Raw genomic sequence first — 14,315 nt, forward strand, 5'->3', positions numbered from 1 at the left:
AGAAAATCAAATTCATATAAAAAATCCGAAGTGAAAGCTTCGGATTTTTTTTATAATATGTCGAATTATGAAATGTGTAAGGAGTTGATTTTTAGTAAGTGTTTTGAATAGCTTTTGGCTTTGTTTCAAAACTTGACAATATTATTATGCTTTAGAAAAAAAAACTCAGAACCTTAGCCTCTTAGTCCCTTAGCAACTTAGATTACCATTCATTCACTTTATTGGCATCCATTTTAAGGAATATAAACAGTAAAATAGTGAATCCCCAGAGGCCAGAACCTCCGTATGAAAAGAAGGGCAGAGGAACCCCGATTGTTGGGAAAATACCAATTACCATCGCGATGTTTACAAAGAAGTGTATAAAGAGAATTGCGGCGACACAGTAGCCATAAACCCGACTAAACTTTGTCTTTTGTCTTTCTGCTAAATAAATTACTCTAAGCAATAAGCTAACGAAAAGTAGAATAACAACAAAAGAACCAGCAAATCCCCATTCTTCACCAACGGTTGTAAAAATATAATCGGTGTGCTGTTCAGGAACAAATCCTCCTTTTGTTTGTGTTCCTTCTAGAAAACCTTTTCCAATCCATCCGCCAGATCCGATTGCAATTTCAGACTGATTGGTATTATAACCAATACCTTTCATGTCTACAGTTTTACCTAGTAAAATATTGAAACGGTCTCTATGGTGCTGTTTAAAAACGTTATCAAATACATAATCTACAGAAAAAACAAATCCAGAAATTAAAATCAATAAGATACCGCTTAAAATGATATTTCGATCTACTGCTCTGCCTTTGAAATGTATGATTGCCAAAACCACAAAAGCCATTATGATAACAGCGTACGGTTCTAAAACCAAAGTAAGAACAAAGAGAATAATAGTTATAAAACCAGTCCAAACATACCAAGAAGGTAAACCTTCTCTATACAAAACAAGAATAAAGGCACTATAAATTAAAGCACTTCCAGGGTCGGGTTGAGGTAAAATCAATAATACCGGCAAAAGCATAATAGCCAAAGCCTGAATCTGTCTGTTAGTTTCTTTTAAGTTAATTTGCGTATCGCTTAAATATTTGGCCAAAGCCAAAGAAGTGGCGGCTTTTGCAAACTCAGAAGGCTGAAGGGTAAAACTTCCTATGGCATACCAGCATCGTTGTCCAGCAATTGTTTTTCCGAAGAGAAATAATCCTGCAAGAGACAATAAAGCGACACCAAATATAATGCTGGCATATTTTTCATAAAATTTACCATCAACAAAAAGAACGACAAAGATCAAAGGAATTGTACAGCAAATAAAGATAAGCTGTTTTTGATAAGTGCCATCTGTTGACAATAAAGAAGACGAATAGATATTAAGCCAACCTAAAGTTACCAGCGCAATGTAGATAAAGACACTTATCCAATCAATATTATTTTTTACACTTTGATTTTTCATTTGAAATAATCTTCTTTCTTAATTTTTCTTAGTTGTGTCTACTGCTGTTTTCTTGGCTTCTGGTTTAGGAACAACTGGTTTGGGAACAATAATTTTGGCTCTTAAAACAGAATCTTTAGGCACAGATTCTATAATACTTGCTGGATTTGGCGGCGCAACTTTTGCATATTCTGCTGCCAAACTTTTATTTAAAACTCTAATTTCTAAATCGGTTCTGGTGATTTTTTTTCTCAAATATTTTTCAATCATCAAACTTGCGATCGGTCCAGCTACAGTTGCACCAAAACCTCCATTTTCGATCATTACGGCAATGGCAATTTTCGGATTGTCTTTTGGAGCAAATGCCACAAATATAGAGTGGTCTTTAAGCTGTGTTCTTTTTCCGTTAATTTTCGCAAAGTTCTCTGCTGTTCCTGTTTTACCGCAAATATCAATTCCTTCTACTCGAAGTGAATAAGCGGTACCTCTATTGTAAACATCAAAAAGACCGCTGATTATAGGAGTAAAATATTTTTGATCGATTGTGGTAACGTGTTTTGTTGTAAACTTAGGATCAATCTTTTCACCTTCAATTTTTTTAATGATATGAGGCGTATAGTAATAACCTTGATTGGCTATTGTTGCCATCATATTAGCTAGCTGAATAGGCGTCATTAAAACTTCTCCCTGTCCGATAGCATTAGATACAATTGCAGTACTTCTCCAGCCACCGTTTGGATAGATTCTTTTGTAGGTTTTGGAAGTCGGAATATTACCTCGTTTACCTGTAGGCAAATCGTAACCCATAAACTGACCTAACCCAAAACTTTTTACGTGATTGCTCCAAATATCTACAGCAGCGCCTGGCTTAGTGTATTTGTTTATAGTTCTCATATATGCAGTTGCGAAATAAGTATTACAAGATTGATAAATACCTCTGTGCAATTGTAATTGTCCTCCACTGCAGTGGCATCTCATAAAACGGCCACGTGCGTAACTAAAACCGTGGTGACAAGAAACACTGAATTTTTCCTCGTCTATCACACCTTCTTGCAATGCCACCAAACCTGTTAAGATTTTAAATGGCGAACCAGGAGGATATTCGGCCAATAGACCTCTGTCATATAAAGGTTTTGCAATAGAATCGTTGTATAAAAGCGTGTAATTTTTAGATCTTTGGCGCCCTACTAAAATTCCCGGATCATAAGAAGGAGCGGTAATTAATGAAAGAATTTCACCAGTTTTAGGTTCAATGGCTACAATTCCGCCTCGCTTATTAATCATTAATTCTTCGCCATATTTCTGAAGTTCGGCATCGATAGTTAAATTAATGTCTTCTCCAGCTACAGCAATTGTATCGTATTTTCCTTCTTTATAAGGGCCAATTTCTCGATTGTATTTATCTTTCTGAATATATTTTACACCCTTTATTCCGCGTAAAATTTCTTCATAGCTTTGTTCTACACCTTGTTTCCCAATTAAATCTCCGCTATTGTAGTATGGATTCTGAGCAATTAATTTTTCGTTAACTTGTGTGATAAAACCAAAAATGTTTGCTCCATAATCTACTTCGTAGTCACGCAACGATCTCTTTTGGAAATAAAAACCTTCATATTTTCTGATTTTTTCCTGAAAAGCAGCGAATTCGTTTTTATTCAGCTGAGATAAGAAAACAGAGGGAAGTCTAGGGCTATATACTTTTGCTTTTGCAACGCGTTTATGATATTCTTCTGGAGTTATATTCAAAAGAGCGCAGAATTCGTCAATATTTAGATCTTTTTTGATTTCTCTCGGAATAACCATGATATCATAAGAAGCCTGATTCGCAACAAGAAGTTTTCCGTTACGATCATAGATGTAGCCTCTTTCTGGGTAGTCATAGACCTTTTTTATCGCATTATTTTCAGATTTCAATTTAAAAGAATCATCAATAATCTGCAGGTAAAAGATTCTGATCACTAGCAAAGATGCTGCAATAATAATTATAGTGGGCAGCAAGACTTTTCTCATCGTTTATTGGGCTTAATAAGATAAATTATTATTATTGAGGTGATTATCGTAAAGATAGAGCTAAATAAGGTTCGGAGCAAAATGTCCCAGATAAATTTGAATTGAAATGCTTCTAAGACAAACAAGACAATATGATGCATTAAAACCGAGACCAGTATAAATGAAAATCTTTCGGGTGTTAAAGATTCGTTTAGTTTAATAGTTTGATATTCATAACTCAAACCAAAAGAAAATTTGAAAATATAAGGTCTGTAATAAGCTAGAATAACACATGCAGTGGCATGTATACCTCCAGAATTACAAAACATATCCATTATTAATCCTAAGAAAAAACTAGAAATTATTAATCCTGCTTTATTGCTATTTACAGGGTATAAAATAATATACAAGATATACGGAAAAGGACTTATGTATCCTAAGAAATTCATGTTGTTGAAAATAACAACCTGAATTGCCAGTAACATAATAAATCGAAAAATATTTACCAACAAAGCGCTATTCATCTTTCTCTTTGCTTTTGTTTTCTAAATTAATAAGCTCTTCTCTTCCTTTACTTTTAATGATATAAACGTGTCCCAAATTGGTCATGTCGTTGAACAATTTCACTTTTATAACATAAAAACTTGTGCCTTCTTTTTTATAGACAATATCAACAGTTCCAATATTAATGCCTTCAGGGAAAATTACAGATTGCCCACCAGTAACAATAGTATCTCCTTTTCTGATAGAAGCCAATCTAGGAACATCTTCTAACTGTACATATCCGGTGCTTTTTCCGTTCCATGTCAATGAACCGAAATGATTTGATTTCTTGATTTTCGCATTGATGTGCGATTTCATATTCAAAATACTAACTACAGTTGAGTAGTTTGGCGAAGTATTGTCAATAACACCGACAATTCCTAAGCTATTGATAACTCCCATATCTTGTTTAACCCCGTCTTTGCTTCCAGAGTTTAAAGTGATATAGTTCTCGTGTGTGCTGTATGAATTATGAATAACTTTAGATACTATAATATCTGAAGGTTTTACGCCTTTAATACTGTCAGGTGTAGGTGGTTTTGTAGTGTCTTCTTTGTTGAATAAAAGACTCTTTAATCTTGCGTTCTCAAGTACAAGTTCGTCGTTTTCTGCTCTTAAATTCAAGTATTCATTTACACGATTGATTCTTTCGTAAACACCGCCACTTAAAAAATTAGCAGAACTAATTACTCTGCTTCTGTGAAAGGAATGTGATTGAATTGTGAGTCCTAACGATATACCTAAAAGCAGCAAAAACAGCAATCGATTACTGTTTCTTATAATAAAATTAAATATTTGCTGCATTTCTTGTCTGGTTATTTTGTTTCAGGATATGCTTAAAGGTTTCAGTTTTTACAAGGGTCAAATATTGAAAATTCGACCCTTATAAAAGTAAATTGATTGTTATTTTTAGATCTTATTTAATTAAGATGCTTTTAAATTTTGCAATGTTTTTAAGAGCCATTCCTGTTCCTCGTACAACTGCTCTTAACGGATCTTCAGCAATATAAACTGGTAAATCTGTTTTTTGAGAAATACGCTTGTCAAGACCTCTTAACATTGATCCACCACCAGCTAAATAAATACCAGTGTTGTAGATATCTGCTGCTAACTCTGGAGGAGTCTGAGATAATGTTTCCATTACAGCATCTTCAATACGCTGAATAGATTTATCTAAAGCTTTTGCTATTTCACGGTAAGAAACATCTACTTGTTTTGGTTTACCCGTAAGCAAATCTCTACCTTGAACCGACATATCTTCTGGCGGGCCATCTAAATCTTCGATTGCCGCTCCAATTTGAATTTTAATTTTCTCAGCAGTACTTTCTCCAACAAAAAGGTTGTGCTGTGTACGCATGTAATAAACGATATCATTTGTGAAAACGTCACCTGCAATTTTTACAGATTTGTCACATACAATTCCGCCCAAAGCGATAACCGCGATTTCCGTTGTACCACCTCCGATATCTACAATCATGTTACCTTTTGGCTGCATAATGTCAATACCAATACCAATTGCCGCTGCCATTGGCTCATGAATCAAGTAAACTTCTTTTCCGTTTACTCTTTCACAAGATTCCTTCACCGCTCTCATCTCCACTTCAGTAATACCAGAAGGAATACAAACAACCATACGTAAAGCTGGAGTAAACATTCTTTTTTTCAATGCAGGAATACTTTTAATGAACATATTGATCATTTTTTCCGAAGCATCAAAATCAGCAATTACACCATCTTTCAAAGGCCTTATAGTTTTGATGTTTTCATGTGTTTTACCTTGCATCATGTTGGCTTCTTTACCAACAGCAATGATTTTGCCTGATACTCTATCACGTGCAACGATAGACGGACTATCAATGACAACTTTATCATTATGAATGATTAAAGTGTTTGCGGTTCCAAGGTCTATCGCAATATCCTCGGTCATGAAATCAAAAAATCCCATAAGTTTTTTAGGGGTTTAAAATGTTATAAATTATTTATCGAACAAAGTTAAACAAATTAATGTTTAAAATGACGAGTTCCTGTAAATACCATTGCAAGATTATTTTCATTGCAATAATTAATACTTAATTCGTCTTTAATCGAACCTCCAGGCTGAATTACAGCAGTTATTCCTGCTTTTTTAGCCAATTCTACGCAATCCGGAAATGGGAAAAATGCGTCACTTGCCATCGAAGCTCCATTTAAATCAAATCCAAAAGCTTTTGCTTTGTCAACAGCTTGAATTAAAGCGTCGACTCTTGAAGTCTGACCTGTACCTGATGAAATCAATGTTCCGTTTTTAGCAAATACAATAGTGTTTGATTTTGTATTCTTGCAGATTTTAGAAGCAAAGATCAAATCTTCGATCTCTTGAGCAGTAGGTTCTGTAATTGTAACGGTTTTTAAATGCTCTTTATTATCCGTAATATTATTTCTGTCCTGAATTAACAAACCATTAAGACAAGTTCTAACTTGGCGAGCTGGTAATTCAACTTCATTCTGAACCAAAATAATTCTGTTTTTCTTCTCTTGAAGTACTTCAATTGCTGTATCATCGTAAGCTGGAGCAATTACAACCTCGCAGAATAGTTTGTTGATTTCTTGAGCCGTTTCTAAGTCAATTTTAACATTTGAAATTAAAACTCCTCCAAAAGCAGAAGTAGGATCACATGCTAAAGCTGCTAAATAAGCTTCGCTGATTGTTTTTCTAGAAGCCAATCCGCAAGCATTGTTGTGTTTTAAAATGGCGAATGTTGGTCCGTCAGTTTTAAATTCAGCAATTAAATTAACTGCAGCATCTACATCTAGTAAATTGTTGTATGATAATTCTTTTCCATGAATTTTATTGAACATTGCATCAAAATCTCCAAAGAAGAATCCTTTTTGGTGAGGGTTTTCACCATATCTTAAAACTTGACCATTTGCAATACTTTCTTTGTAAATAGTCTCGTCTGTATTAAAGTAATTAAAAATAGCTCCATCATAGTGAGATGAAACGTGGAAAGCTTTAGTAGCAAACAATCTTCTGTTTTCAAGAGTTGTTGCTCCGTCTTGCTCTGTAATCAAATCCAGAAGTAGGCTGTACTCGTGAACAGAAGCTACAATTACAGTGTCTTTGAAATTTTTTGCACCTGCACGAATTAATGAAATACCACCAATATCAATTTTTTCAATAATATCTTGTTCGCTTGCTCCAGAAGCAACTGTTTTTTCAAAAGGATATAAATCAACAATTACTAAATCGATTTGCGGAATATCAAATTCCTTCATTTGCTGAACATCGCTCTCGTTGTCTTGACGATTTAAGATACCACCAAAGATTTTTGGATGCAAAGTTTTTACTCTTCCGCCTAAAATTTCAGGAAAAGAAGTAATGTCTTCAACAGGAACTACCGGAATACCAAGGTTTTTGATGAAATCTTCAGTTCCTCCAGTTGAATAAAGTGTTACATTTTGTTCGTGTAGTTTTCTAACAATTGGTTCTAATCCATCTTTAGAAAAAACAGAAATTAATGCCGATTGTATTTTTTTAGTTGTGCTCATTGTGTAGTTATGATTTTCAGACTGCAAAAGTAGTTTTTTTATATATTATTTTAAAGTAATTGATGTAACAAAATGCTAAAAAAATCTACTGATGAGTAAGTTAACTTTTATTAGGTTTTTGAATTTAAATTATTGAATTTTACTTTATTGAAAAATACAAAAATATGATCGTTTATTTAAGATTATTAAAAGAAAGTCTAAGTTTTGCTATTAATGCACTTCGCAATAACAAATTGAGAACATTATTGTCTTTATTAGGCGTTACAATTGGTATTTTTTCAATCATTGCTGTTTTGGCTGCCGTTGATTCTTTAGATAAAAAAATTACTAAAGATTTGAGCAGTTTAGATAAAAATACGATTTATTTAATGAAATTCAGTTTTGGGCCTTCTGAAATTCCGCAATGGAAACGTGAACAGTTCCCCAATGTGAAATATGATGAATATGTCGGACTTAAAAATTCGATGAACGATACAGATCAAGTAGGGTATCAGCTTTTTGTAAATAGAGAAAGTTTAAAATACGATTCTAAAACAGTCAGCGATGTCAATATTATTCCTGCGTCAAGCGAAATGGTCGATATTGACGGAGTGAGTTTTGATAAAGGAAGGTTTTATAACGAATCTGAATCTAACTCTGGAACTGCTGTTGTTGTTCTCGGTTACGATATTGCCGATGGACTTTTCGGAACAAGTGACCCAATTGGTAAAAACATCCGTCTGTACGGACAGCGATTTACAGTTATTGGCGTAATGGCAAAACAAGGAGCAGGATTTTTTGGAGACAGTAACGATACCTCGGTTTATATTCCAGCTAATTTTTTAAGAAGAATGTACGGAGATAGCGATGCAATGACACCTGTAATTGTTTTGAAACCGGTAAAAGGAGTTGATATGGACGCGTACAAAGCGCAAATTGCACAGAAACTTAGGGCAATTCGCGGAATGAAAGCGGGAGAAATGGACAATTTTTTTATTAATGTACTTTCTGGATTTACCGATTTTATTGATGGAATTTTAGGGCAAATGAATTTTGTGGGCTGGGTGATTAGCGGATTCTCTCTTTTGGTTGGCGGCTTTGGAATTGCCAATATTATGTTTGTTTCGGTTAAAGAAAGAACCAATCTTATCGGGATTCAAAAATCATTAGGAGCAAAAAATAAATTTATCCTGTTTCAATTTTTGTTCGAAGCTGTTATTCTTTCTGTAATAGGAGGTATTATTGGTCTTTTAATGGTTTGGGGAATTGCCTTTGCCTTGACCAAAATGCTGGATTTTGAATTTGTTCTTAGTATAGGGAATGTCATTTTAGGAACAACTTTGGCCGCAATTATCGGATTAATTTCAGGAATTCTTCCCGCAATTTCTGCCGCAAATTTAGATCCGGTTGAGGCTATTAGAACAGGGATGTAGGTTTTTTTAAAGGCTCTAAGGCGCTGAGATGCTAAGGTTCTGAGGTTTTTCTTTGTGAAAATTCCAGAGAAACGACACATTTTATTTGTTTTGCAATTTAGGTTTTGAAAAAGGAAATGTAATTCTGTTTTTATCCCATTTAATATCTTCTGAATTGTAATATTCACTTCCCTTCTTGTATTTTAATACCGTATCTTCTTCTTGAGTTGTCCTTCTGACGATGTAGATGTCTCTATATTTTGTAAAAGAAATTATAGATTTTTTTAAGTCAAAAAAGGCTTTCGAATTTATGGTGTCAGATTTTGAAGCAATATATGTCACATTTCGAAAATCATCTTTATAATTTAATTTTATAAACTGATAGATGTTTTTATTCGATAATAATATTAAATCTTTTGGATGTAAATTGATAAAATGCGGAATTGTATCGGCAGTTGGTGTTCCGCAAATCATGCCTATTGCTGGTCTTTGAAAGTAATACATTGTTGTATCTGAATCAATAATAAAAGTATTTGTGCCATAAACGAGCCAGCCAGGAATAGGGTAGCTTGGTGGAATAGTGTCATTGCCAGTGATTTTTCCTTTTCTTTCCTTCGAAACTATATAAGGAATATTTTCTTCAATGTCTTTTTTCTTATTGCAGTCAGTAAGAAGAAAACAAATTACAACACCAATAAAAAGTCTATTCATAAAAATCAGATTTAAAATAAAGATATAAAAAAATCCCATTTACAAATTTGCAAATGGGATTCTAGGTATTTGAATAGTTTAAAAACTATTTTCTGATATCATTATTTTGAATCAAATCGATGTATAAGTTGATCTTATCTTTCAATTCTTTTCTAGGCGTGATAAAGTCTAAGAAACCGTGCTCTAAAAGAAACTCAGCAGTTTGGAAACCTTCTGGTAAATCTTTTCCTGTAGTATCACGTACAACACGCGGACCAGCAAAACCAATCAAAGCGCCCGGCTCAGAGATGTTAATGTCTCCTAACATAGCGTAAGAAGCTGTTGTTCCTCCGGTTGTTGGATCTGTACAAAGAGAGATGTAAGGTAATTTAGCCTCAGCTAACTGCGCTAATTTTACAGAAGTTTTAGCTAATTGCATTAAAGAATAAGCCGCTTCCATCATACGAGCTCCACCAGATTTAGAAATCATTACAAAAGGCAATTTATTTTTGATCGCGTGATCAATACCTCTTGCGATTTTTTCTCCTACTACTGCACCCATAGATCCACCGATAAAAGCAAAATCCATACAGCAGATAACAAGTTCTCTTCCTTTAGATTTTCCTACTCCCGTACGTACAGCGTCTTTAAGATGAGTTTTTTCCATTACATCTTTCAAACGATCTGCATATTTTTTTGTATCCACAAAATGCAGAGGGTCTTTAGAAGTCATGTTTTTGTCTAACTCAACAAATTCGTTGTTGTCGAATAAAATTTCAAAATAGGTTGCGCTTCCAATTCGAACGTGAAAATCATCTTCAGGGCTTACGAATAAATTTCTCGCTAATTCGTCAGCATCAATAATTTTTCCAGTAGGAGATTTGTACCACAATCCTTTCGGAACGTCCATCTTGTCTTCTGTCGCGGTCGTAATTCCTTTTTCTTGTCTTTTAAACCAAGCCATTTCTTTTAGTATTCAGTGTTCAGTAATAAAATTTTAGTGTTCAGTGGTATTCAGTTTTAAGTATTCAAAAGGGAACACTTAAAACTGTAAACTGAATACTTTTTTATAACGTGTTAACGTTATTTAAGTCAGCAAAAGCTTGCTCCAATCTTGCGTTGAATGTTACTTCGCTTTCACGTACCCATCTTCTTGGGTCATAGTATTTTTTGTTAGGAGCATCAGCACCTTCTGGATTACCGATTTGTGATTTTAAATAGTCAAGGTTTTTAACCATATAATCACGAATTCCTTCTGTATATGCAAACTGTAAATCAGTATCAATATTCATTTTGATAACTCCGTAGCTAATTCCTTCTCTGATTTCTTCTAATGTAGAACCTGAACCTCCGTGGAAAACGAAATCAACTGGATTGTGTCCTGTGTTGAATTTGTTTTGTACGAAATCCTGAGAATTTTTTAAGATTTTTGGAGTTAATTTTACGTTTCCTGGTTTGTAAACACCGTGAACGTTTCCGAAAGCAGCAGCAATTGTAAATTTAGGGCTCACTTTAGATAATTCTTCGTAAGCGTATGCTACTTCTTCTGGCTGAGTATATAATTTTGAGCTGTCAACATCAGAGTTGTCAACACCATCTTCTTCACCACCTGTAATACCAAGCTCGATTTCCAATGTCATACCCATTTTGCTCATTCTAGCTAAATATTCTTTACAGATTTCGATGTTTTCTTCGATTGGCTCCTCAGACAAATCGATCATGTGAGAACTGAATAATGGTTTTCCTGTTTCTGCAAAGTGTTTTTCAGAAGCGTCTAATAAACCATCAATCCAAGGCAAAAGTTTTTTTGCACAGTGGTCAGTGTGTAAGATTACAGTTGCACCGTAAGCTTCTGCCAAAGTATGAATATGTTTTGCTCCTGCGATTCCTCCCGCGATTGCTGCTTTTTCACCTGCATTAGATAAACCTTTTCCAGCGTTGAATTGTGCTCCACCGTTAGAAAATTGAATGATAACTGGCGCGTTTAGTTTTGCTGCAGTTTCAAGAACTCCATTAATTGTGCTAGATCCAGTAACGTTTACTGCTGGAAGAGCAAAACCCTTCTCTTTCGCATAATTAAAGATCTCTTGAACTTGATCTCCTGTAGCTACTCCTGGTTTAATGTTGTGTGCCATTGTAATTTTTTTTATAGTTGTTTTTAGTTTTTAGGTTGCAAAAATAAGAATTAATTAGCATTAGAACGGATAATTTATCCCAAAATTTAAGACCGAGTGTCCAAAATTGTACTCTTTAAACCATCGGTCTCCCTTCTCATGCGCCGGATTATAAGTCTTAAAGCCTAAATCTAAACGAATAACAAAAAAGCTTAAATCGTATCGTAATCCAAATCCTGTACCCAAAGCAATTTCTTCTAAATCGTTTAAGTTGTCAAATTTTGCTTTTGGATCTACCACATTATCGAGCACATTCCAGATATTTCCGGCGTCTGCAAAGATAGCGCCTTTAACATCGCCGAAAATTTTAAAACGAAATTCACCGCTCAATGCAATTTTCATATTGGCCTCATTAAAATCGTTTACGGCATTGGTGCTTCCTGGCCCCAAAGCATAAGGTTGCCAAGCTCGATTGTCATTAGATCCTCCTGCATAATAACTTCTTGAAAAAGGAATGTAATTAGAGTTTCCAAACGGAATCGCAATTCCGAAGAAACTACGAACCGCCAAAACTTTTTCCTTTCCAAAATCCCAGTGCTTAATATAGTCAAATTCGGTTTTTATATATTCAGAATATTCCAAATTAAATATTTCGTAATTTCCTCTGGCATTTTTTTGGAGATTACCAATAGAAGAAACCGCAGACAAAAGGGTTCCTGCAGATTCAATTTTTGCTCTAATTTGATAAAAAGTATTATCGGCAAGATCTTTTTTGGTCGTTTTTGTAAAAGTGTAATTGGTGGCTAAAATAAAATCGTTTTCTGTAAGACGAATTCGTCTTTCTTCAATACTTTCAACTTCTTGGTATTGAGAATCTGCTGGTGTTAGTGGAGTTTGTCCAGTTAGTACTTGCTCCGTAAATTCGGTTGTTCCTGTTGGAACAGTTAAATTATTATTGTCATCAACTTCCGCACCTTGAGTGTTATAGGTTTGTGCAATATTATTCAAATCATCGTAAGAAGAGGTGTAAACATTATAATAATTACCCGGATTAAGGTTACGGACAAATTGCGCGTTTAACAATTCCAATTTTGCCGTATTATGGCGTTTAGGAGTCCAGTTGTAAGCAATACCTCCCGTAAAGTTTTCTTTGTCCAAACCAATATTTCGCTGTTTAGAAAAACCAGACGATATAGAAGTATACGGAATCATACTCTTAGGAATAATTTTTTCTGTTCCGAAGGGCAGTAAGATTCTTGGAAAATTCAGTTTTAAATCTAAACCATATTCAGAAACGTTAAAGAAATTATCGTTCGGATTGGCCATGTCTCTAGAGGAACCTACATTTAAACGAGCCGAAATTTCTAGCGTTTCTGCACGGTTAAATACATTCCGAATAGTTTCAGAAATACTGGCTCCAATTCCGAAATCCTGAATATTGGAATGGGTTACGTCGAGAGTGGCTCCAAAACTGTATTTCTTTCTGGGAGTTAAGTAGACATTGGCTATAAGAGATTGTGCTGTTGAATCTCGTTTGTCAACTTCATATTGAATAGAAGGATAGTTGAAGACCCTTAAATTATTTAAATATCGAGAAGAAAGAGTAGTTCTAAAATCAGCATATGTACCTCCTTTTGTAATGAAAATGGCATCTGTAATAGCACGAGGCTTATACTTTAAAGACTTGTAGCTGTATAGGTTAAAATTGTTGTAAGTTACACTGTCTGTTGGTTTTTTCTTTGCATTTGCAGCAGAATAATCAGTATAAATATTTACATCACTAATTTTATATAATTTGAAAGGTTCTGTACGACTAGAATCTCTTTCTTGAATGCTATTGTTATTAATGATTAAAGTAACATCTGCTTTAGCTTTTTTGCCAATGGTATCAATGTCAAAAGTTACATAAGTCGGCTGAAAATAATAAGCGCCGTGATTTCTAAAGTATGTTGTAATACGGTTTTTTTCTTCTTCAAAATCTGTGGTTTTGTATTGGTTTCCAGATTTTAATAACGAAGGTTCATTGTTGGTTCTGTATAATGAATCTAATGCAGGAGTCATTATTTGAGTTCTGATAGTGTCCAATTTATAAGCGGGCCCAGTAGTGATGTTGTAATTAATTGCGGCTCTCTTTTTTCCTACTGTATCTATAGTATAATCTGTTTGAACATTAAAAAAACCATTGTTGAAATAGTAGTATTTTAAGCGCAGTAACGATTTTTTGGTTTTTGAAGTGTCAATTATTACCGGCGGTTCACCAGTGTTTTTTAGAAATTCGTGAATTCCTTTATAATAAAATGATTGTCCCAAACGATCTACTTGTTTTGCAGAGAATATTTTGGACATACGCTCATACTTTCCAGGATTATTTTTAAATTTTGCCTGATAAGTAGAATCTGGATTTAAATTGGCTAAATTGTATAAGTTTAATCGAAGTTTATAGCCTAATAATTTACCATTTGGTTTTTGGTACATTTGGTTAGAAGCCGTTTCATCGTTTGTTGATTTTCCGTTAACAAGAATATTATTTTTTACAAGAAGGTTTTTTCCATCGGGAACTCTTTTTACGGCATTACAAGCGCAAATTAATATTGCAATTAGAAGAAATGCTATTATTTTTGTGGAATTATTTTTCAAGTGTTT

11 protein-coding genes are annotated in these 14,315 nt (G+C 34.2%); 1 reads left to right on the plus strand and 10 read right to left on the minus strand.

Translation table 11 applies throughout. The features are described from left to right. Nucleotides 1-202: 202 nt before the first annotated feature. The 6 genes from rodA to purH form a co-directional block, all read right to left on the minus strand. Nucleotides 203-1,438, minus strand: a complete 1,236-nt coding sequence (rodA, locus tag EG814_RS18180; RefSeq protein WP_125723311.1) for a rod shape-determining protein RodA — start codon at nt 1,436-1,438, stop codon at nt 203-205. 18 nt (nt 1,439-1,456) lie between these two features. Beyond that, a complete protein-coding gene (mrdA, locus tag EG814_RS18185) occupies nt 1,457-3,427 on the minus strand; it encodes a penicillin-binding protein 2 (protein ID WP_125723312.1) in 1,971 nt (656 codons plus the stop codon). Then, nucleotides 3,424-3,930, minus strand: a complete 507-nt coding sequence (locus EG814_RS21235) for a rod shape-determining protein MreD (protein WP_125723313.1) — start codon at nt 3,928-3,930, stop codon at nt 3,424-3,426. The genes mrdA and EG814_RS21235 overlap by 4 nt, the downstream gene beginning before the upstream one ends. Next, nucleotides 3,923-4,753: a rod shape-determining protein MreC gene (gene mreC / locus EG814_RS18195; RefSeq protein ID WP_125723314.1), complete on the minus strand. Its 831-nt coding sequence runs from the start codon at nt 4,751-4,753 to the stop codon at nt 3,923-3,925. Before mreC ends, EG814_RS21235 begins: the two co-directional genes overlap by 8 nt. 112 nt (nt 4,754-4,865) lie before the next feature. Then, nucleotides 4,866-5,894 (minus strand): rod shape-determining protein, encoded by a 1,029-nt coding sequence (locus tag EG814_RS18200; protein WP_008466528.1) that lies wholly within the window; start codon nt 5,892-5,894, stop codon nt 4,866-4,868. Nucleotides 5,895-5,950: 56 nt separating this feature from the next. Then, a complete protein-coding gene (gene purH, locus EG814_RS18205) occupies nt 5,951-7,477 on the minus strand; it encodes a bifunctional phosphoribosylaminoimidazolecarboxamide formyltransferase/IMP cyclohydrolase (RefSeq protein ID WP_125723315.1) in 1,527 nt (508 codons plus the stop codon). 164 nt (nt 7,478-7,641) lie between these two features. Between purH and EG814_RS18210 the strand changes: the two genes are divergently transcribed. Continuing rightward, entirely contained in the window at nt 7,642-8,889 is a 1,248-nt protein-coding gene (locus EG814_RS18210) for an ABC transporter permease (RefSeq protein ID WP_125723316.1), read from the plus strand. 81 nt (nt 8,890-8,970) lie between these two features. On the opposite strand, the gene EG814_RS18215 is transcribed toward EG814_RS18210, so the two are convergent. The 4 genes from EG814_RS18215 to tamL form a co-directional block, all read right to left on the minus strand. Further along, entirely contained in the window at nt 8,971-9,579 is a 609-nt protein-coding gene (locus EG814_RS18215; protein WP_125723317.1) for a hypothetical protein, read from the minus strand. Between the two features lie 85 nt (nt 9,580-9,664). Next, nucleotides 9,665-10,522, minus strand: a complete 858-nt coding sequence (accD, locus tag EG814_RS18220; protein ID WP_008466538.1) for an acetyl-CoA carboxylase, carboxyltransferase subunit beta — start codon at nt 10,520-10,522, stop codon at nt 9,665-9,667. A 103-nt stretch (nt 10,523-10,625) separates the two neighbouring features. Then, nucleotides 10,626-11,693 (minus strand): class II fructose-bisphosphate aldolase, encoded by a 1,068-nt coding sequence (fbaA, locus tag EG814_RS18225; RefSeq protein ID WP_035645669.1) that lies wholly within the window; start codon nt 11,691-11,693, stop codon nt 10,626-10,628. 60 nt (nt 11,694-11,753) lie between these two features. Continuing rightward, nucleotides 11,754-14,309 carry a translocation and assembly module lipoprotein TamL gene (gene tamL, locus EG814_RS18230; RefSeq protein WP_125723318.1) on the minus strand — a complete coding sequence of 852 codons (2,556 nt, stop codon included), beginning with the start codon at nt 14,307-14,309 and terminating at the stop codon, nt 11,754-11,756. Between the last annotated feature and the right edge of the window lie 6 nt (nt 14,310-14,315).

This window comes from Flavobacterium ustbae (assembly GCF_003946915.1).
GTDB classification, from domain to species: domain Bacteria; phylum Bacteroidota; class Bacteroidia; order Flavobacteriales; family Flavobacteriaceae; genus Flavobacterium; species Flavobacterium ustbae.

What these genes read in the sequence shown, in the direction of transcription:
- rodA (WP_125723311.1), bottom strand. Translation starts at nt 1,438, where the DNA reads ATGAAAAATCAAAGTGTAAAAAATAATATTGATTGGATAAGTGTCTTT.
- mrdA (WP_125723312.1), bottom strand. Translation starts at nt 3,427, where the DNA reads ATGAGAAAAGTCTTGCTGCCCACTATAATTATTATTGCAGCATCTTTG.
- EG814_RS21235 (WP_125723313.1), bottom strand. Translation starts at nt 3,930, where the DNA reads ATGAATAGCGCTTTGTTGGTAAATATTTTTCGATTTATTATGTTACTG.
- mreC (WP_125723314.1), bottom strand. Translation starts at nt 4,753, where the DNA reads ATGCAGCAAATATTTAATTTTATTATAAGAAACAGTAATCGATTGCTG.
- EG814_RS18200 (WP_008466528.1), bottom strand. Translation starts at nt 5,894, where the DNA reads ATGGGATTTTTTGATTTCATGACCGAGGATATTGCGATAGACCTTGGA.
- purH (WP_125723315.1), bottom strand. Translation starts at nt 7,477, where the DNA reads ATGAGCACAACTAAAAAAATACAATCGGCATTAATTTCTGTTTTTTCT.
- EG814_RS18210 (WP_125723316.1), top strand. Translation starts at nt 7,642, where the DNA reads ATGATCGTTTATTTAAGATTATTAAAAGAAAGTCTAAGTTTTGCTATT.
- EG814_RS18215 (WP_125723317.1), bottom strand. Translation starts at nt 9,579, where the DNA reads ATGAATAGACTTTTTATTGGTGTTGTAATTTGTTTTCTTCTTACTGAC.
- accD (WP_008466538.1), bottom strand. Translation starts at nt 10,522, where the DNA reads ATGGCTTGGTTTAAAAGACAAGAAAAAGGAATTACGACCGCGACAGAA.
- fbaA (WP_035645669.1), bottom strand. Translation starts at nt 11,693, where the DNA reads ATGGCACACAACATTAAACCAGGAGTAGCTACAGGAGATCAAGTTCAA.